At 61.8% G+C, this 18,894-nt stretch carries 14 protein-coding genes, 1 tRNA gene and 1 pseudogene; 4 read left to right on the forward strand and 12 right to left on the reverse strand.

Translation table 11 applies throughout. The features are described 5' to 3' along the window. Positions 1 to 7 precede the first annotated feature (7 nt). The 4 genes from DC363_RS16040 to DC363_RS16055 form a co-directional block, all read right to left on the reverse strand. Entirely contained in the window at positions 8 to 661 is a 654-nt protein-coding gene (locus DC363_RS16040; protein WP_108642171.1) for a 50S ribosomal protein L25/general stress protein Ctc, read from the reverse strand. A 147-nt stretch (positions 662 to 808) separates the two neighbouring features. Beyond that, entirely contained in the window at positions 809 to 1,972 is a 1,164-nt protein-coding gene (locus DC363_RS16045) for an alpha-hydroxy acid oxidase (RefSeq protein WP_108642172.1), read from the reverse strand. 63 nt (positions 1,973 to 2,035) lie between these two features. Then, a complete protein-coding gene (gene trpA, locus DC363_RS16050; RefSeq protein ID WP_108642173.1) occupies positions 2,036 to 2,827 on the reverse strand; it encodes a tryptophan synthase subunit alpha in 792 nt (263 codons plus the stop codon). 81 nt (positions 2,828 to 2,908) lie between these two features. After that, positions 2,909 to 3,325, reverse strand: a complete 417-nt coding sequence (locus DC363_RS16055) for a VOC family protein (protein ID WP_108642174.1) — start codon at positions 3,323 to 3,325, stop codon at positions 2,909 to 2,911. Between the two features lie 96 nt (positions 3,326 to 3,421). Here DC363_RS16055 and ychF point away from each other — a divergent pair, with 96 nt between their 5' ends. After that, positions 3,422 to 4,519 (forward strand): redox-regulated ATPase YchF, encoded by a 1,098-nt coding sequence (ychF, locus tag DC363_RS16060; protein WP_108642175.1) that lies wholly within the window; start codon positions 3,422 to 3,424, stop codon positions 4,517 to 4,519. 6 nt (positions 4,520 to 4,525) lie between these two features. Here ychF and DC363_RS16065 read toward each other — a convergent pair whose 3' ends face one another. The 3 genes and pseudogenes from DC363_RS16065 to DC363_RS16075 all read right to left on the reverse strand — a co-directional run bounded on the left by DC363_RS16065 (position 4,526) and on the right by DC363_RS16075 (position 6,105). Next, positions 4,526 to 4,738: a hypervirulence associated TUDOR domain-containing protein gene (locus tag DC363_RS16065; RefSeq protein ID WP_108642176.1), complete on the reverse strand. Its 213-nt coding sequence runs from the start codon at positions 4,736 to 4,738 to the stop codon at positions 4,526 to 4,528. Between the two features lie 126 nt (positions 4,739 to 4,864). Then, positions 4,865 to 5,789: pseudogene (locus DC363_RS16070) on the reverse strand (carbohydrate kinase family protein). A 1-nt stretch (position 5,790) separates the two neighbouring features. After that, on the reverse strand, positions 5,791 to 6,105 hold the full coding sequence (locus DC363_RS16075; RefSeq protein WP_108642177.1) for a mannitol dehydrogenase family protein: 315 nt from the start codon (positions 6,103 to 6,105) through the stop codon (positions 5,791 to 5,793). Positions 6,106 to 6,405: 300 nt separating this feature from the next. Between DC363_RS16075 and DC363_RS16080 the strand changes: the two genes are divergently transcribed. Then, a tRNA-Ser gene (locus DC363_RS16080) sits at positions 6,406 to 6,496 on the forward strand. A 355-nt stretch (positions 6,497 to 6,851) separates the two neighbouring features. Here the strand turns inward: DC363_RS16080 and DC363_RS16090 are convergent. From DC363_RS16090 to DC363_RS16100, 3 genes are all read right to left on the reverse strand, one after another. Then, positions 6,852 to 7,202 carry a hypothetical protein gene (locus tag DC363_RS16090; RefSeq protein WP_108642179.1) on the reverse strand — a complete coding sequence of 117 codons (351 nt, stop codon included), beginning with the start codon at positions 7,200 to 7,202 and terminating at the stop codon, positions 6,852 to 6,854. Beyond that, a complete protein-coding gene (locus tag DC363_RS16095) occupies positions 7,193 to 7,543 on the reverse strand; it encodes an AAA family ATPase (RefSeq protein ID WP_108642180.1) in 351 nt (116 codons plus the stop codon). Before DC363_RS16095 ends, DC363_RS16090 begins: the two co-directional genes overlap by 10 nt. A gap of 526 nt (positions 7,544 to 8,069) precedes the next feature. Next, positions 8,070 to 10,361, reverse strand: coding sequence for a DUF3131 domain-containing protein (locus tag DC363_RS16100; protein ID WP_158270895.1), 2,292 nt, complete (start codon positions 10,359 to 10,361; stop codon positions 8,070 to 8,072). Positions 10,362 to 10,726: 365 nt separating this feature from the next. Here DC363_RS16100 and DC363_RS16105 point away from each other — a divergent pair, with 365 nt between their 5' ends. Further along, the gene (locus tag DC363_RS16105) at positions 10,727 to 14,074 is read left to right on the forward strand and encodes a glycosyltransferase (RefSeq protein WP_146180807.1); all 3,348 of its coding nucleotides are present in this window, start codon (positions 10,727 to 10,729) and stop codon (positions 14,072 to 14,074) included. Between the two features lie 20 nt (positions 14,075 to 14,094). On the opposite strand, the gene DC363_RS16110 is transcribed toward DC363_RS16105, so the two are convergent. Together DC363_RS16110 and DC363_RS16115 are read right to left on the reverse strand one after the other, a co-directional pair. Continuing rightward, positions 14,095 to 14,607 (reverse strand): hypothetical protein, encoded by a 513-nt coding sequence (locus tag DC363_RS16110; RefSeq protein ID WP_146180808.1) that lies wholly within the window; start codon positions 14,605 to 14,607, stop codon positions 14,095 to 14,097. A gap of 293 nt (positions 14,608 to 14,900) precedes the next feature. Continuing rightward, positions 14,901 to 16,604, reverse strand: a complete 1,704-nt coding sequence (locus DC363_RS16115; RefSeq protein ID WP_108642184.1) for a polysaccharide deacetylase family protein — start codon at positions 16,602 to 16,604, stop codon at positions 14,901 to 14,903. 115 nt (positions 16,605 to 16,719) lie between these two features. Between DC363_RS16115 and DC363_RS16120 the strand changes: the two genes are divergently transcribed. After that, entirely contained in the window at positions 16,720 to 18,726 is a 2,007-nt protein-coding gene (locus DC363_RS16120; protein ID WP_108642185.1) for an acyltransferase family protein, read from the forward strand. The last annotated feature ends 168 nt before the right edge of the window (positions 18,727 to 18,894 follow it).

The raw sequence follows: 18,894 nt of genomic DNA on the forward strand, positions 1-18,894 counted from the left end.
GTCGGGCTTATTCGCCGTCCGGAGGACCCATTTCCGTGGTCGGAACTTCGTCGGCTGCGGTGTCCTCGTCATCCTCGTCAGCGGAGGTCAGCGCGGACGGCGCCTGGATGTTCGCGATCACGAAATCACGGTCGATGGTCGGCTTGGCCCCCTTGGGCAGCTCGATCGAGGAGATGGTGATCGTGTCGCCGATCTGCGCTTCGCTCAGGTCCACGGTCAGACGCTCGGGGATGTCGCCGGCGGTGACGACCAGCTCGACCTCGGGGCGGACGACGGTCAGGATGCCGCCCTTCTTGAGACCGGGGCAAACCTCTTCGTTTTCGAACTCGACGCCGATGAACAGGTTGATCTTGGTGGTCCGCTTGAGGCGCATGAAGTCGAGGTGCGTCGGCAGGTCCTTGACCACGTCACGCTGCACGTTGCGGCAGATCACGCGGACATCGTCCTGACCGTCGACCTTGAGGTTGAACAGCGTGGACAGGAACCGCCCGGCTTTCAGCTTCTTGATCAGCTCGTTGAACGGCACGTTGATCGCGATGGGGTCTTCGCCGCCACCGTAAACCACGCCGGGCACAAGGCCGTCGCGGCGGGCCTGACGGGCGGCGCCCTTGCCGGTGTCGGTGCGCAGGGTTGCGGTGAAATCTGGAACTTGGTTGGCCATTTGGCTTATCCTTTCAATTCGCGCGTCGTCCAACTCTCTTGACGACCCACTTTGCCATGTCAGGACCCTGAACGGCCCCAATGAAGTCGCGCGTATAGGCGAGGGCGGGTCGTTTGGAAAGGGGATTCGTGCGCCGCGGGGCGGGTTTTACGCCCAGCGTCCTTCGAAGTCCTCGGGCACCAGCAGAACGCTGCGATCCAGATCGGCGACGTCGCGTTTGCCGCAGAGTGCCATGGTGGTGTCGAGTTCCTTGCGGATGATCTCGAGCGCGGTGGTCACCCCCGCTTCGCCCATGGCGCCCAGCCCGTGGATATAGGCGCGGCCGATCATCACGCCATCGGCCCCCAGCGCCAGTGCCTTGAGCACGTCCTGTCCACTGCGGATGCCGCTGTCCAAAAGCACTTCGACGCGGTCGCCTACGGCGCGCAGGATGCCGGGCAGCATCCGGATCGAGGACAGCGCCCCGTCCAATTGCCGCCCGCCGTGGTTCGAGACGACAATCGCATCGCAGCCGACCTCGGCCGCCATCTTCGCGTCTTCCACGTCGAGCACCCCCTTGAGGATGATCTTGCCGCCCCATTTGCGTTTGATCTGACGGATCTTTTCCCAATCGAGGCGCGGGTCGAATTGCGCCGCGGTCCATTCGTTGAGCGAGTCCATCGTGTCGATGCCCTTGGCGTGGCCCACGATGTTGCGGAAGGTTTTGCGCTCGGTCCGCAGCATCTCAAGCCCCCAGCGCCATTTCGTCGCCAGATCGGCCATCACCGGCAGTGTTAGGCGGGGCGGGGCGGTCAGCCCGTTCTTGAGGTCCTTGTGCCGCTGGCCGAGGATCTGCAAATCCAGCGTCAACACCAGCGCCGAACAGCCGGCGCGTTTGGCGCGTTCGATGATGCCGTCGACGAACTCTTCGTCGCGCATGACGTAAAGCTGGAACCAGAACGGCTTGCGCGTGTGTTCGGCCACGTCCTCGATCGAGCAGATCGACATGGTCGAGAGCGTGAAGGGCACGCCGAAGGTTTCTGCCGCACGGGCGGCCTTGATCTCTCCATCGGCGCGCTGCATCCCCGTCAGGCCGACGGGGGCAAGGGCGAGCGGCAGGGCCACCTCTTCCCCGATCATCTGGCTGGCGGTGCTGCGGTTGCTCATGTCCACGGCCACCCGCTGGCGCAGGCGGATCAGGTCGAAATCCGAGGTGTTCTCGCGGAAGGTCTGCTCGCTCCACGACCCGCTTTCGCAATAGTCGTAGAACATTTTCGGCGTGCGCCGTTTGTGCAGCCGTTTCAGATCGTCGATGGTGGTGATGACAGCCATGGCGGGGCCTTGTGGGTTCGGGGGCGTGTCCGGGCGGTCCGCGCAGGCGGGGCCCGGTCGGGATCAGGCGGAATGTGCGCCGTCGGCCAGGGATTTGACGAAGGCCAGCACGTCCTCCACGCTTTCGCCCGCGCCGATCTTCTCGACGATGGCCGAGCCTACGACCGTGCCGTCGGCCACGCCCGCTATGTCTTTCGCGGTCTCGGGTGTGCGTACGCCGAAGCCCACGATCACGGGCAGATCGGTCGCGGATTTGATGCGCGCAACCTCGGGGGCGACGTCGGCGGCCTGCGCTGCCGCTGCGCCGGTGATCCCGGTGATCGAGACGTAATAGACAAAGCCCGAGGTGTTCTGCAGCACCTTGGGCAGGCGTTTGTCGTCGGTCGTGGGGGTCGCCAGACGGATGAAATTCAGACCGGCCTTTTGCGCGGGAAGGCACAGTTCGTCATCCTCCTCGGGGGGGAGGTCCACGATGATCAGCCCGTCGATCCCGGCCGCTTTCGCATCGCTGAGGAATTGATCGACGCCGCGCGAATAGATCGGGTTGTAGTAGCCCATCAGCACAATCGGAGTGCGGTCGTCGGTCTTGCGCAATTCCCGCGCGATCTGCAGCGTCTGCTCCAGCGTCATGCCGTGCTCCAGCGCCCGCTGACCGGCCAGCTGGATCGTCGGGCCGTCGGCCATGGGGTCGGTGAAGGGCAGGCCCAGTTCGATGATGTCGACACCGGCGGCGGGCAGGCCCTTGACGATGTTGAGCGAGGTCTCGAAGTCCGGATCACCCGCCATCACATAGGCCACGAAAGCCTTTTTGTTGGCGTCGCGCAGCTCTGCGAATTTGGCGTCGATTCTGCTCATGTTCGTTCCCCTGACCGTCCCGTGCGATGTGCTCAGGTGTCTGTGCGCGAATGGGCGGGGAAAATCAATGGGGCGCGTGGCTCAGCTTTGATCAGGGGCCTCCTCGGTCGAGATCATCCACTTGGTGCCGAAGCGGTCCGTCGCCATACCGAAGCCCTTGGCCCAGAAGGTTTCCTGAAACGGCATCTCGACCGCGCCGCCCTCGGCCAATCTGTCAAAGGCGGTCTTGCAGGTGTCAAAGCCGGGCAAGGAGACCATGACCGAGCTTCCGGCCATTGCCTCGGCCTCGCCCATCAATGCATCCGAAGCATAGATTTCTCCGCCCGCAACCTGAATGCTGCAATGGGCGATGAGGTCCTTTTGCGCGTCCGGCACATCGTAATCGGGCATGTCGCCCGCGGGCATGAGCATGTCGATCCTGGTGCCGAACACATCGGCATAGAATGTCATCGCTTCGCGGCAGGTGCCGTTGAACGTCAGATAGGGAATCACAGGCATGGCGGGGTCCTCCTTCAGCACTTATACCACAGGACCGCTTGCGGTGTCGCGCCGCGCAGCCTAGAAGCCCCATGTTTATCGCAAAGGAGCGTCGCCATGGGTTTTAAAATGGGTATCGTCGGCATGCCGAACGTCGGCAAATCGACATTGTTCAACGCATTGACCCGCACCGCAGCGGCGCAGGCGGCGAATTTCCCCTTCTGCACCATCGAGCCCAACGTCGGCGAGGTGGCGGTGCCCGACGCGCGCCTTGATAAACTGGCCGAAATCGCCAAGTCCAAGTCGATCATCCCCACGCGAATGACCTTTGTGGACATCGCCGGACTGGTCAAAGGGGCCAGCAAGGGCGAAGGTCTGGGCAACCAGTTCCTGGCCAACATCCGCGAGACCGACGCCATTGCCCACGTGCTGCGCTGTTTCGAGGACGGGGACGTGACCCACGTGGACGGCCGCGTGGACCCGGTCGCCGATGCGGAAACCATTGAAACCGAGCTGATGCTGGCCGATCTGGAAAGCATCGAGAAGCGGCTCCAGAACCTTGTGCGCAAGGTGAAGGGCGGCGACAAGGACGCCGTGCAGCAGGTGCGTTTGCTGGAACAGGCGAAAGCGGCGCTGGAAGACGGCAAGCCCGCCCGCGTGGTCGAGGTGGACGACGAGGACCGCAAAGCCTGGAAGATGCTGCAACTGCTGACGACCAAACCCGTGCTCTACGTCTGCAACGTGGGCGAGGCCGAGGCCGCCGAAGGCAATGCCCATTCCGCGAAAGTGGCGGAGATGGCGGCGGCGCAGGGCAATTCCCACGTCATCATCTCGGCCCAGATCGAAGAAGAGATCAGCCAGCTCGACGACGACGAAGCGCAGATGTTCCTTGAGGAAATGGGGCTGGACGAGGCGGGCCTCGACCGGTTGATCAAGGCGGGCTACGAATTGCTCAACCTCGAGACGTATTTCACCGTCGGCCCGAAAGAGGCCCGCGCCTGGACGATCCGGCAGGGCACCACCGCGCCCAAGGCGGCGGGCGTGATCCACGGCGACTTCGAGAAGGGCTTCATCCGCGCCGAGACCATCGCCTACGACGATTTCGTCACGCTGGGCGGTGAGCAGGCGGCGAAAGAAGCGGGCAAGATGCGGGCCGAGGGGAAGGGCTACATCGTCAAGGACGGCGACGTGCTGCACTTCCTGTTCAATACCTGAAGCGGCCTAGTCCGCGCGCTCGACCTCGGACTTGAGCTTCAGGACGGTCTGACCGTCGTCCTGTTTGATGACCAGTGCGGGGTCGTCGTCGCTGCCGTTGCGGGTGATCTCGCAGCCGTTGATGGTGCGGGTGATCTTGCGCGCATGGGTCTCCGCGACCTTGCCCGTGGCCGTGCCCTTGCCCCAGTCCCATTTCACCCTGGTGCCTTCCCGGATCATCTGACGCCCTTTCGTACCAATCATAGCCCCAACCCCCGCGAGAGCGCGCAGGTTCCGCGCAACGTTGGAAATGAAATGGCGGGCAGGGCGTCGACGACATCGTCGGTGCGTCGAAACAGATTGCCGTCAGAGGTCTTGCGACCAGGGGGGATTGGCCCCCGCGCGCGAGACGGTGACGCCGGCCACCTTTGCGCCAAAGGTCATCGCCTGTTGCAACGCATCGCCTGAGAGCGACGCCAGCGCGTCTTTGCTCAGGTGCCCCATCCGGGCCAGCTGCGCCAGAACGCCCGCGTTCAACGTATCACCCGCGCCGACAGTATCGACGACCGTGACCTGCGCGGCGGAGACCTGCACCTGTGCGCCGTCCGCGAGATAGCCGGTGGCCCCGTCGCCACCGCGGGTGACGATCACCACAGCGGGTCCGCGCTCGCGCAGTGTGGCGACCCTTTCGGCCTCGGAGGCGCTACCGGGCAGGATCCAGGCCAAATCTTCGTCGGAGACCTTCACGATATCGGTGTGCGCCAACATAGCATTCAGCCGCGCGCGATAGCGCGAGGCGTCTTCGATGAAACCGGGCCGGATGTTCGGGTCCAGCATCACCGCGCGGGGTCCGCCCTCGCGCGCGAGCAGCGGCATAGGCATCCGCGGCGGGTTCACAGGCAAGGCTGATGCCCCCGAAGAAAAGCGCGCTGACTTGATCCGGCACGGCGGGCATGTCGGCGCCGGTCAACATCCGTCCGGCGGAATTTTCGTCGTAGAAGTTGTAGCGGGCCTGCCCGTCGACCAATTGCACAAAGGCCAGCGTTGAGGGTCGGTCGCACCGCACCGCCAAGCCGGTGTCGACATGGCTGTCCGCCAGGGCCGCGACCAGTTGCGCACCGAACATATCCGTCGAGAGACCGGTCAGCAGGCTCGCGTCCGCCCCCAGACGCCCCAGCGCAATGGCCGTGTTGAAGACCGCGCCACCGGCGTGGGGGACAAAGGTGGTCTGCCCGTCCGCCGTCGCGGCCGGGAGCATGTCGATCAAGGCTTCACCGCAACACAGGATCATATCAAACCGCGTCTCCGTCCAAGGCCCTGCGCAGCACCGAGCGCACATCACCGGCCCAGACCGCTTCGACCTGCCGCGCGAAGGCATGGGCAAATCGTTCGTTCTGGCCGAGGGTACCGAAGACCTCGGTCAATGCAAGAAAAGCCGCCGGGGTCTGGCGTGCGCGCCGGGCCGCAGCGCGCAACGCTTCGCCGCGCGGATCGTCCAGCGCCTCGCTCTCGGCGCAATAGCGGCACCACAGGGCAACCTCGAGCGCGAGCCCGTCCAGGGGGCCCGACACATAGCGGATATCTTCGTCCAGGCTGGCCCCATCCATCCGCGCAGCCTTGAGGATCTCCCCGGAGATTTCGCGGAAGTCGGTGGAAACATCCGGACGATGATCGGCCCCTCGGCGACCAGTGCGGTGTACTCCGCAGAGGTGCTTTTCGATGAACGTCTTGGTCACTTCGATCGCATCCGACCCGGCCGGAACGGCCAGCGCCCACGCCCACAGCCAGTTGCCGCGATCCTCCTTGCCGGCGCCCGTCGAACGGGTTTTCTGGGCGTTGTTAGGTTTTTTCGATAAACCCCAATCTGGCCTTGTATTCCCTGCGTTTGCTTGTCTATACGCATCGGTGGAGACGTGGCCGAGTGGTCGAAGGCGCTCCCCTGCTAAGGGAGTAGGCCCCTAAAGGGTCTCGAGGGTTCGAATCCCTTCGTCTCCGCCACTTTTTCTTTGCAAGTGATTGATATATCATAAGGTCTCTCCCTCTTGCTTGGGCGAGGTACCTATTAAGGTACCATTTGGATTTATTTGCCGGATTGCTCGCGTGGTCCTGGGTTCCGAATTGAGCCAAGAGGGTTCAAGAGCGCGTCGATTCTCATCCTGTTCAACTCGTGCTCGTTCAGCAAGGCTTCTGCAACGCGCACCAACATGTCCTTGTGTTCGGCCAGCAGCTTCCGCGCCTGTGCCTCCGCCGCTCTCAAACGGTGATTGATCACCTGCCGTCGCGGTTCGCTCAAGCCATGCCATTGGCACGTCGCCATCGGCGTGTAGATGAGGTTGCTCGCCCCAAGCCCCCACTAATACTCCTGCGCGACCAGCAGGGCTGTTGCGAGTTCCAGGTCGCTTTGCTGGCCGGATTCGGACCCGGATGAGACATCACCGATCAGGAATTGTTCAGCGGCGCGACCCGCCATGAGACAGACGAGTTCTTTCTTGATGATCTCGGCGGTGTAGCTCGGGCGGGCAGGGCGCAGGACCTCGCCCCCGTTCGGAGTGATGCGAGCGCGAACGGGCAGGGGAAGATCGAGGACCGCGGCGGCCACGATGTGGCCGGCCTCGCGGGTCGCGATCCGGCGGAGGTGTTCATCACAAACCGGGGGCGCGTGGTCTGCGACCGTCTGCTGGAGGTGCCCTGCGGTCAGGGGCATCCGCGCGCGGCGCGCCCGGGCCTTTGCGTCCCGAGCGATGTGGGCGAGATTTGCGCCGGATCTGCCGAGCAGACTGGTGACGACGGCGTCGTCAATGGGAATCTCGGGGTCTGGTCCAGATGGTTCGTTGCGGCGATGACAATGACGCCTTCCGCGGCGTTCAGCCGGGTGAGCTGTTGCAGCAGGTCATTGATCACCGCTGTCATGTAGCGGCTCAACTTCGAACCCGGATCGCGGGTTCGCGTGCCGAAGCTGTCGAGCTCGTCGAAGAAGATCGCCGACGGCACGCGCGTCATAGCTTCGGCCACGACCGTCGCCATGGCCTTCAAGTAGTCGCCCATGTGGCCTGCGGCCTGTCGATCGTGCACAGAACGGCGTCGAGCTGGCCGGGGAGGGATTTGGCGTATCGGGCCGAACCCGTTTGAGCCGTCGGCAACACTGTAATATTGGAACCGGTAGTCATAGGGATCTCCTTTACAGATCGCTGTGATTAGGGCAGGGCTTGGAGAAGAGCATGTTGCAGATGCTCGATGACGCCTGCCGCAACGCAGCCGACTTTCCTACCAGGCCAGAGATGATCCGCAGAATACTAGCAGCCTGGGCCGAGCAGACCAAAACGTCCTGATCCGGAAGGCAGAGGCGTGGTTCTGAGGGGCAGGACGACCAAGCCAGTCATCCAAAAATGTTACAGGCTGTTGCGCCTTTTACATCTCTGACATTACACAAAAAAGTTCATGCTTTGCCTTCAGGGTCGATCTGGACGTGTTCTGACGGGGGTCGAAGTTATGCTGGTTTGAACTCCGCGCTTATTTTCTTTCGCGGCTTCAGTGGCTCGAGCTCAAACTTCGTATATTACGTCGTAAGCTATCAGGGGCGGTGAGGCGTCCGGCCGTGGTCGAGGATAGAAGCGAGTGCGGACAGAATGATACCGTTGGAGTTGATGTCAAAGTAATCTGACATGGGCGCGTCGGGTTGTGCGTAGACGCCAACTGTAAAGCCTTTGCCTTCGCGGCGGCATTGCCTGCGGATTTTCTGCACTGCCGCCTCGGTGTAGGGATGCGCCGATTTTGCGCGCCAAAGATAGACCGCTTTGGCAACGATCACCTCCGCAGAGCTGCGAGCTGCGTCGGTTTGGAAGCTGCTCGCCCGTCCGACGCTGTTGATTGTCCATGCGTCCGGCCCGAGGACGTCAAGAGTTAACCCCTGGTAGACGAACCACGGCGGGCGGTCGAGCGGGGTTTCGGACATGAAGCGGAACCTGTCCGTGGCTTCGAACCACTCCAATTGTGCGTCGAACAACACATCCGAGATAAGCTTCGAGGCCGGGCTGCTCGCACCTTCGACCTGCGCAAGCAAAAACGGCTCCGTGCCGATCGGACCGGCTGCGGCGGCCCGCGACAGCATCGCCATCTGCCAGTCCGTTTCCGAGGCGTCGCCCTGCTCGGGGTAGAGGTTTTCAACCATCAGGCCACGGCGGTGGAACGCGGGGCGGATATAGTCGGTGCAGTGCGACACCGTGATATCTTCCCAGCGGCCGGAACGGAAACTATGCAGACGGCCGTCGCGCACGGCGGCATCAATGTCCCAAGGGCTGATGACGGCATCGGCGGCGTCCTGCGTCATGACGCCTTGCCATACGGCGTTGTCGAGTGCGAGCAGAAAGCGGCCAAGGTCACAGACATCAAAATCCGGGCGCAAGGCCTCAAGCGTATCCGAGGCGAAAATCGCTGGCGGCAAGCGACTGCCGCCGATCTGCAAACTGGGTATGTTGGCGACAAGTTTGCCAATCCGTTCCGCGCAGTCGTCAGGTGAAATCAAGCCGATGCGGGCGGCTGACAGACTGCCGTTGATCTGGCTTCCGCTGTCCCAAAGTGTGATTTCGACGTTGCTTGTGCGCTTTGCACCCAGTGAGATCGTCGGAATGACATGGCCGGTGTCACCATCCGTCAGGGCGTCGATATAGGCCCATGCAGCGCGGGCATCCGCCATGAATTCAGCGCGCTCGGCCTTGGTCATCATATTTGGGCTGCGGCCCGGATCCGTGGCGGCCCGCCGGCGTGCGGAAAGATATCGGGCACGTAGCGGGTCAGGCGCCTGAATATAATCGGCCCAGTCAGTCAACGTGCGGTAGTGCACGCCGCCGTCGGCAACCAACCGTTGAAGACGGCGGATGAGAGCATCGCGATTTCTTTGCGCGGGGAAATCCTCTGCCCGGAGATAGAGCACGGCGTCGGCCACCGGACTGCGCTGTGCGAAAACGTCAGCAAGCGTTTCGGATGCGATATGCAGGCGACCATCGTTTCGCACTCCGGTGTGTTGGCGATCAGCGTCCGGAGGATGCAGCACGATGTCTGCCGGATTGCCCGCCACCACCTCGGTCTCACGCGGTTGCAGGCAGCGCGTCACGACGGCTGCAGTGTTGATGGGGTCCGCCATGATACAGTCGTCGGGGCGGCCGAGACGCTCAAGCAGGTCGGATGCAGCGACCAAGGTCGCCGAAATCCCGCGGCGGGCCAATTGGCTGAGCAAGGCCTCGGCCGCGGCTTCACTGCGTGGGCTCGCCTGAATTGCAACGGCAATCCAGCGTGACAGACCCGCGCTGGCTTGCAGCAAATAATCAATCGGTTGCATCAGTATGATTTCGCCGGTGCGGGTGCTGGCCACCAGACGGTCGGCAAGGGCTTCGATCTCGACCAGGCGGTCGGCCATGTTGTCGGTGGACAGTGTCTTGAAAGGCAAGACAGCAACGGCAATCGCGCCGGATTGCAACAAAGCCGAAATCTGATCTTCGAGCGACGGCCCGGACGGCGACAGGTCGAGCACCGCCCCGCCTTGCAACAGAATCTGCCCGCGTCCTTGGGGTATCGCTGCAACGGGCAGGCTGCCGTTGACAGCCAGCAGGCTGCGAAAGCCCGAGGCGCGAAAGGCTGGAAGATCGAACCCGTCGGGCTCGCCAAAGGTGATCAGCCCCGTGGCAGGCGCAGGCGTGGTACGGCTGTCGATCAGGCTGGCTCGCGCGCGGTCGGCGCCGCGCATTTGAGTATAGCGGGATGTGCCGGATAGCGCGGGCGCAGGGGTCAAAAACTCGAGCAGACCAGCATTGTCGGCGACGATGTCGGAGAGTTCAGAGCTGCCGTGGCCTATGGCTGCAACGGGCAAGCCGCGCTTTACAAACGCATCAAGCGCGGCGGGGCCGATCCCGGCTTGCGCCTCGTCCAGCCCGTCAAAGACAAGCGTCAAAAGCGCTGATTCCGCCTGAGCCCAAAGCCGCGTCGCTGCGATGGCAGGGACCGACGCGATGCCTTGGGCCAAGAGAGTTCGGCGGGATACGCGCATTGCTTAAACCTTCATGCCAAAAATCAAGATTGTTTCCAGCCCATCGTTCAGACCTGTATAAAAGGAGAAGTATAGCGAAAAAAGTGTTTCTCCATACAGCCTTATCGTGCTCGCCTTGTTTCATGTCTTATGTGCTGCTGCCCGGGGGGGGAGGATTCTGCCACCCCTGAGAAAGGAAATTGACTTGCGTGGAACCAGAACTGTCCAACGTTCCGGTGTTCGAAGCCAGAACCCGATTTCGTAGAGATCTTTTTGCCATAGTTTGTGGCACGATAGGTGCACTGGTTTCAGTGACCGTCTTCTTGTTCTGGATTCACCTTGTCAGTATGGCACCCTTGCAGAATGCCGTCTCGAACGAGCAAGTCGCGTTAAATAGCTTCAAGGCTGTATCCGAGAGGTCGATACGATCCGGCGCTGACAGTATGCCGGGGCCCGCAGACGCAGCGGTTCGGTGGGAATTCGCAAACGAACAAAACGGCTGTAGCGCCCCGAGCGCGGTTTCAACGCCCGAAGTCTTGGCCTATCTGCCAGCAGATGACGCCGCCGCCCGGTCGTCTCTGGCGCGCAATTGCGCAGCGATCTCGACGGTCTTAGCGGAAACCTGGTTGCTTGAAGATTGGCAAGGCACCCTGCGGCTGGTGGGCGATGCAGCCAACCCTCAACCGGGGCCAAAGGTTATTCCGGTTCTATCGCTGGGGCATTGGTTGGACCCGGATCAAGCCGCAAAGACGCTTTCCGATCCGGCCTTTCTGTCGGGTTTGGCATTTCGGCTTAGCCTGATTTCCGAGCAGCCAAACGCCGGACTGTGCCTAGACTTGTCATCGCAGGATGCGCTGCCAGACGCGACCGTCGTCGCCGCCATCACGGCGCTTGCGGGGGCCGGCACACGCTGTCTGATCGGACCGGCCGAGGCGACCTTTTGGGAAAGTTCGACCCTTGTCGAGATGCTGGATCTGGCCGTGGTACAGCTGTTCCGGCGGCCCAGCGGTCCGGGCCAGCCCCCCGCGCCGCGTGACTGGTTTCATGACGCCAGCAGCCGTATCGCTGCACTGGTGCCGGCAGACAAACGCGTGGTCGCGCTGGCCACTCGGGGGTTTTCCTGGAGGAGCGGACAGCGCGGTTTGCAAGAGGCAGATTATATCCGGACGATGACAGCCGCAGCCGATCAGGCCGCGCCTGTGGTTTTCGTACCCTGGGCCAATGCCGCCCGTACACGGTTTGTTGTTGGCGGCGAAGGCGTGATCGAGACCTGGATTCCAGATGCGGTCGCGTTGCAAAACCAGATTGCCCAGATTGGTCCTGATCAGCGCTTGGCGGTCTGGCCACTGGGGGCAGAAGATCCTTCGATCTGGTCGCTGTTCCAAAGACCGCAGTCCGTGCAGGCCGCTTTGGAAGCGCCCATCCGAATGGATACGGCGGTACGGATTCAGGGCGAAGGTCCGGTAATCCGCGCCGCTGCTTTGCCGGCTCCCGGGCGCCGCACTGTCGAGGTGGACCGCAAAACCGGTCTGATCGTTGAGGCTGACTATGCGGATTTGCCCACACCGGCTGGGCTGACCCAGGGGGGCGGACAGGATGACCATGTGCTGAGCCTGTCATTTGCAGCACTGCCGCCGCAACGCCACTGGCCGGCATTGGCCCGACTTCTTGCGACGGCTAATATCGAAGCAACCTTTCTGCTTGAGACCTCCGACCTGCTGCGCCAGCGCGAGCTGGTTCAAGAGGTGGTTGCCGCAGGGCATCTGGTTGGCCTGAAACAGCCGGATCGTTTGCCGCATGTCAGTCGCGGGCAACGGATCGGTGACAATTTCCGGCAAGCCCTGATGCAGGAGCGTACGGGCTTTGGCGCACGCGTTGTCGAAGCTGGCACAGTCGGTGACTGGACCGGGATTGCAGCGACAGCAGCGCCATTGCTGGACGCGGGCTACGTGCCTCTGGTGCCGGTTCACGATGCGCGTCACAGGCCGTTTCCCACGGAAGCGACCGACCAGATTGGTGCCGTGCCCCCACCCGCGCATGACCGGATTTCGATCGTGGCGGGGCCGTCTGACTGGGATGCGGTCCTTCGCGATTTGCCGGATTTGCTAAAGAATTTGACGCTGCAGGCGTATCAGTTCCAACCTTTGGTTCAGGTCGCCGGGCTAAACCGTGAAAGCGCCATGCCCCGGTTGGCGGACCCCGCTGTTCCGTTAGCCGCAAGTGCCGTCTTCGCCGTGCTCGCGTTTGCCAATGATGAGCTGAACACCATATTTTTCTGGTTTCTGATTTACTCGGCTGCCCGGTCGGTGGTCTATCTTGGCTTGTCGCTGCTGCGGCGGCCCAAAGATGACTTCAATCCGAAGTGGGCGCCACCGGTGACCGTGCTGATCCCGGCCTACAACGAAGCCAAGGTCATTAAGAATTGTATTCAGTCCATCCTCGGGGCCGACTATCAAAACCTGAAAGTGGTCGTGGTTGATGACGGATCGACCGACGACACCCACTTGGTTGTCGAAGAGGCGTTCGGCCATGACAACCAGGTGACCTTGGTGCGGCAGGCGAACGGGGGCAAGTGGGCGGCAGCGAACCGCGGCCTTGAGGTCCTCGACACGCCGTATTTTCTCATCGCTGACGCGGACTCCATTTTTACACCCGAGACCATCGGCTGGTTGGTGCAGCAGTTTCAGGATGAGAGCGTGGGCGCGGTGGCTGGCGTCGTCGAGGTCGGCAATCGCGGCTCGTTTCTGGGCAGATGTCAGGCCCTGGAATATCTGGTCAGCCAAAGCGTGATGCGCCGCGCGCAAGAGGTGTTCGAAGGCATTCTCGTCGTACCCGGTGCTGTTGGCGCGTGGCGGACGCAAGCCGTCCGAGAGGCAAAATTATTTTCCGGAAACACCGTGACCGAAGACGCGGATTTGACCGTGGCGGTCCACCGGGCCGGCTACCGCGTGGTGTTTCAAGAGCAGGCCCGCTCGGTCACGGAAGCGCCCTCATCCGTGGGCGATTTCATGCGGCAGCGCCTGCGGTGGACCTTCGGGATGCTGCAAACCTCTTGGAAACACCGCGGTGCGATCGTCGAAGGGCGAACCGTTGGCTATATCTCGATCATTGACGCGATCTGGTTCGGCGTGGTCTCGTCGATCTTCGCGCCGCTGGTGGACTTTTTGCTGCTGCTGTTGTTGGGGCAGGGGCTCTGGGCGCTTGCAACAGGCGGCCCTGCGCTTCTTGCCTCCGTGCCGATCGGGTTGTTTGCAGCATATTTTGCCCTGACAGTGCTCGATGTAGGCAACACGTTGGTGGCATTCTGGTTTGAGAAACGCTTCGACTGGAAACTGCTGGCACTTGTTCCAATCCTGCGCTTCGGATACCGGCAACTGCTTTATGTCTCGACGCTTCGGGCCTTGGCCCAGGCCGTGACGGGGACAACCGCGGGATGGAACAAGCTGAATCGGACCGGGGCGACCTTGTCGCTCTGGAGCGAGGCGGCAGCGACGGAAGCGGCCGTCGGGCAGGCCGCGTCGTCGATCGCGAATGCGAGAGGCAGAGTCGTCGATTGACGTGGAGAACGCGATTGCCTTTAGCTGGACGGACGAACCGGCGCGAAAGGCATCTCATAATCGGCCAATGTGGTGATGTAGGTGACGATGGGCGTCCCATAGGGATCGCGCAGGTCCGCAGTGCCATTGCTTGCAATATATTGAGCAAGCGCGCCGGGCCCCAGCAGGTGCATCGCCGCAATCATCCCTGACGGCGTCAGCTCGGATCCTCCGACCTCGGTCCATGCGAAGTGATCTATGTTATGAATCTCGGCATAGGACCACAACAGATCAACCCATTCGAACGCGGCCTTGTCTTGCGCATCGCGGCTGCGAAGGAAGTCGCTCGCTGAGCGGACGCCATGTTTGCCGGTCCAACCGCCGCTGTAGTTGTTGTCATAGGCATTGCCGTCGTAGTGCACGAAGCCTAGATCGGTCAGCGCGGCCTCACCGAACTGGTAGGCGCCAAGATAGTTCAGGCTGTTGACAATCTGATAGTCACCGCCCGACTCCATAGACTGGAGCGCGAGCAAGAATGCACCTAAGGTATTCAATATTCTGTCCCTCTGCTTCTATTTCCCGCACCGGCAAGTTGCTTAGGCTCGATGCGCCTTGCGCCGAAGAGACCCTCTTGGACGCAACCAATTGACGCATGAATTGCGACAATAGTTGGGTTGAAATTTGGCATTCTGGGATCGTTCACTGCTCGATCCCGGCCGACGTGACGTGCTGTTGTTATTGGCCCGAAACCTTAAGGCACGGTTAATTTAGGGGGGCAACAAGCTGGGGTCCAGTCGCCTTGAATGGCATCCGCAAAAGTTCGCTGATGCAGCGCGTCATCTTTGCATCAGTCGAACGACCAATGCCCCTCGAAGCTGTTGCAAGGCTGGCGTATTTCGCGCGCGGTCTCATCTGATCCGGCGGCTCGGTCGCCTGCATGAAACAGGCTCGCGGCTGGAAATTCTGGACCTATTGCAACGGGTTCGGCCCTTTGCACGAACACGTCCGTGTCGCCAGTCTGAACGGTGGCTGCCAGCCGCAGGCGTCTGAGCAGTTGCGGTTGCAGGGCGGCATCGCGTGGAACCTCAAGGATGACCGCGTCCAGCAGGTGCGCGAGTTCTGGCAGGTCGAGAGCGGCGATTTCGATCTCGGCGAAGTCCAAAAGCAGATCGGCAGAGACCGCGACGGCGATGCTGATTCTACGGTCGGTCGCCCCTCGAGCGGCACCCGCTGCGCCGTTCACGAGCGTTGTGAGACGATCTGCCCGCCAATAGACCCACTTGAGATAGGCCGTATGCATGACCGTATTTATCGTCAGTCCGACAAGCCCGGTATCAGCCCCGAACTGGTCCAACGTGTCTTCTGTCAAACCGTCGCGGACACTGGACTGGCCAAGTCCGACCAGCACCAGCCCATCAACGGAAGGATCACGTGCGAGATTGGCGGCCCGTGCCGCAATAGATCGCACCGTCACCTGATCGAGCAACGCTGCAGGCTTTTCCTCACGCATATCAAGCTCGAGGTGCAGGCGAACCCCGTGATCGCGTAACGCAGCAAGATGGGCGGGGAGTCTGGGCGGCGCAGTCGATAGTTCGCTGTCGCTTTGGGCTGCGGCGTCGCTCCCGAGGGCGGAGGTCGGAGCCGAGGGCAGTATGAGATCTGTAATGCCATTCTGGATGACGGCACGTCGCACAGCGGCGACTTCTGCTGCCTGCGGTTGGCGCGGCAACCGAAGGGAATTTCGCGGGCCGCCCGTCTGTGCCTGCTGCATGAATGCATCCGCGGTCAGAAATTGGGCCCCCGCAGCACGGGCATGATCAATCAATCCATGAAGCACGTCCGGCCGCGGTCCGATGACGCGTGGGTGCATCAACACCACGAACGGCAAGCCACGTTGCCGCTGGTAGTCGAACGCGGCGATGAGGAAAGGCAGACCAGGCGGCGCGGAGCCATCCATCGGCTCCAGCGCATCAATGTCCGAGACCAAACGTCCGTCATGCACCGTGATGGCCAGTTCGGGCAATATCGCGTTGACGGGCCATGGCAGCTTGTCCGAACTGTCTGCCAGATAGCCTGCGTTTGCGACCCCCCGCATTACTCTGTCGTTATAGGCCAGATAGGGGGCGCGGAACCATGTGACCGGCTGACAGGTGATGGCTTCAAGGGTCATCCGCGACAAAATGAGGTCCAGCGCAAGATGCCGGGGGGTTAGCGTGGTCAGATCATCGTGGAAATGGCTATGTGAGCCGATACTGTTGCCCGCCTTGGCCAAACCACGAACGAGGTCAGGGAACTGGCCGCCATAGTCGCCGGTGAAGAAGTAGGTGGCTGGAACGTCGATGTTTAGCGCTTCGAGAAGCGCCGCATCGCCCGGCTCCTCTACGTCGAAGGTGAGAAGCACCGTAGGCCGGGGCTGCTGTTGCGCGCAGGTCGCATGGGGCAGGGCGCCTGAGATCAGGCCAAGGATAAGCGTCGCGCGTTCGGCGATGTGCCTGAGCGCAATTGGTAGAATGGACATCTCTGCGTCCTCCTGTGCCACCAGAATGCGCATCCGTTCCCCATTGGGCAATGGGCTTTGGCGGTATTGCTCAATAGATTAAGCTTTATATGATGTGCGCCCGTCGATAAGCTACTCTGGACGGCTGTGATGCAAGGACAAGCGGACCATGGGACAGCCCCATGACGTGGGACGGGTCAACAGCGTGATCGGCGCCGATGGCAAGGCTGAGTTGCGCTATCGTCCCGACATTGACGGGTTGCGTGCGATTGCGGTGATCGCGGTGATCCTGTTTCACGTGGACCCCCGGTTGATGCCGGGCGGCTATCTCGGCGTCGATTTGTTCTTCGTGATCTCCGGCTATTTGATTACGTCCTTGTTGCTGCGCGATCTGTCGGCTGAGGGGCGGGTGTCCCTGGCGCAGTTCTACGAGCGCCGGGCCCGCAGAATCTTGCCAGCGCTGTTCGTCGTCGTGGCCGCGACCATACCTTTTGCAGCGTTCCTGATGCTGCCGTCCCGACAGGCCGACTTTGTCATGAGCATTATGGCCATCATCGGGTTTGCGTCGAATTTCCTGTTTTGGTCGCGCGCGGGGTATTTCATGCCTGCGGCAGAACAAGAGCCTCTGCTTCACACCTGGACCCTTGCGGTGGAAGAGCAGTTTTATCTCGTATTCCCATTGGTGCTCTGGCTGGTGTGGCGCGTGGCCCCACGAGCCGTATTTGTCGTATTGCTTGGCTTGGCCCTGCTGAGCTTAGGGTTGAGCGAGTATCTCTCACGCAATGCGCCATCGGCCAACTTTTACCTGCTGCCTTCACGGGCCTGGGAGTTGCTGGCGGGCGCGCTTCTGGCGAAAGAGGCTTCCCGGCTTACGGCTGTGCGACGCAAAGCGGATTCGATGCGGCGTCAATTTGCGGCTGCTTTCGGGCTTGCGCTGGTTGTGGGTTCGCTTTTTGCTCTGGATGATGGCTTTGCGATGCCTTCGTTGTGGGCGCTGGCGCCCGTCGTTGGGGGGGTCGTGTTGATCGCCACGGCAGAAGGAACCCTTGTGGGGAAGGTGCTGGGATCTGCCCTGCCGCGAAGCATCGGTTTGATCAGCTACTCAGCCTATCTGTGGCATTGGCCGATCCTCGTTTTCGCACGCTTACACTTTGGCGGGAATCTGAACTGGGGAATGCTGACGGCCTTGGTGGGTTTGACGATGCTCTTGGCGTGGTTGACCTATCGGTTCGTCGAGGTGCCGTTCCGAAGGCGCGGGCGGGATGCGGTGGTGCCCCTGCGCGGCTTGACCGCGGGCGTCGTCATTGCGGCGATCGCCTTGCCCAGCACGGCCGAAATAGTCCGCCGCTTGCCGGACCCCGAAAACGACGCCCTGACCCCGGCCGAGATTGAGGCAAAGGTAGCAACCAATTTTGGCCTGTCGGAGGTCTGCGAAGGGCGCTTCACGCTTGATCCGGCGTGTCGCACATCGGACACCCCCGCCGTGCTCATCTGGGGTGACAGTTTCGCCATGCATCTGGTTCCCGCATTGATGCACGAGGTCGACGGCGGATTGATCCAGATGACAAAATCGGTCTGCATCCCTGCAATCGGTGTCTCGGTCGTAACGTCGGAGTATCCGGCCACCTGGGCAGAGGGCTGCATCGCGTTCAATGATCAGGTTGTGGACTGGCTGGCAACCCAGCCGTCGATCCAGACGGTCGTGGTTTCCTCACCGTTGGGGCTGATCTTCAATGATGTCTATTTGCGGGGCGGAACAGTGGAGCAAGCGCCGCGACCCGACCTTGTGGCCGACGCCCTGCGCAAGACGGCCGAGCGGGTCCGCGCCATGGGCAAGCAGTTCGTCGTGGTCTCGCCCCCGCCGGTCACGGGGGAGGATATCGGCCAGTGTCTGGTTCAAGCAGCATTGCGTGACCAGTCCGCCGGGGCATGCGATTTCCCGGTGACCGAAATCCATCGGCTCAGCCGCATGGTTCTAGATTTTCTCAAGGAATTGAGCGCTGAGGTGCCCGTCGTCTCATTGGAGCCTTTGATTTGCAGTGAAACCGTATGCGACACGCGGATCGGTGAGACATTCCTGTTTCGAGATACGGGGCATTTGTCCATAGAAGGGGCGCGTCTGCTGGGGCGGCATCATAATCTTTATGGACTGATCCGCCACGCCGCGCATCAATAGGTCCGGCGTCGATTGTCGGCTGAGCTCAGGTCTGCCACGCAGCTATTTCCGCGGTTGCCATGACAGAAGGGTGTCAATGGCTCTCGCCAGAGCATCGAAGAGATTGCCGCTATGGCCCAGGACGACGTTGATGGCTGCCTGATCCTTGCGAAGCTCGAGCAGCTTTGT

It is taken from the genome of Thalassorhabdomicrobium marinisediminis (assembly GCF_003072065.1).
GTDB classification, from domain to species: Bacteria; Pseudomonadota; Alphaproteobacteria; order Rhodobacterales; family Rhodobacteraceae; genus Octadecabacter; species Octadecabacter marinisediminis.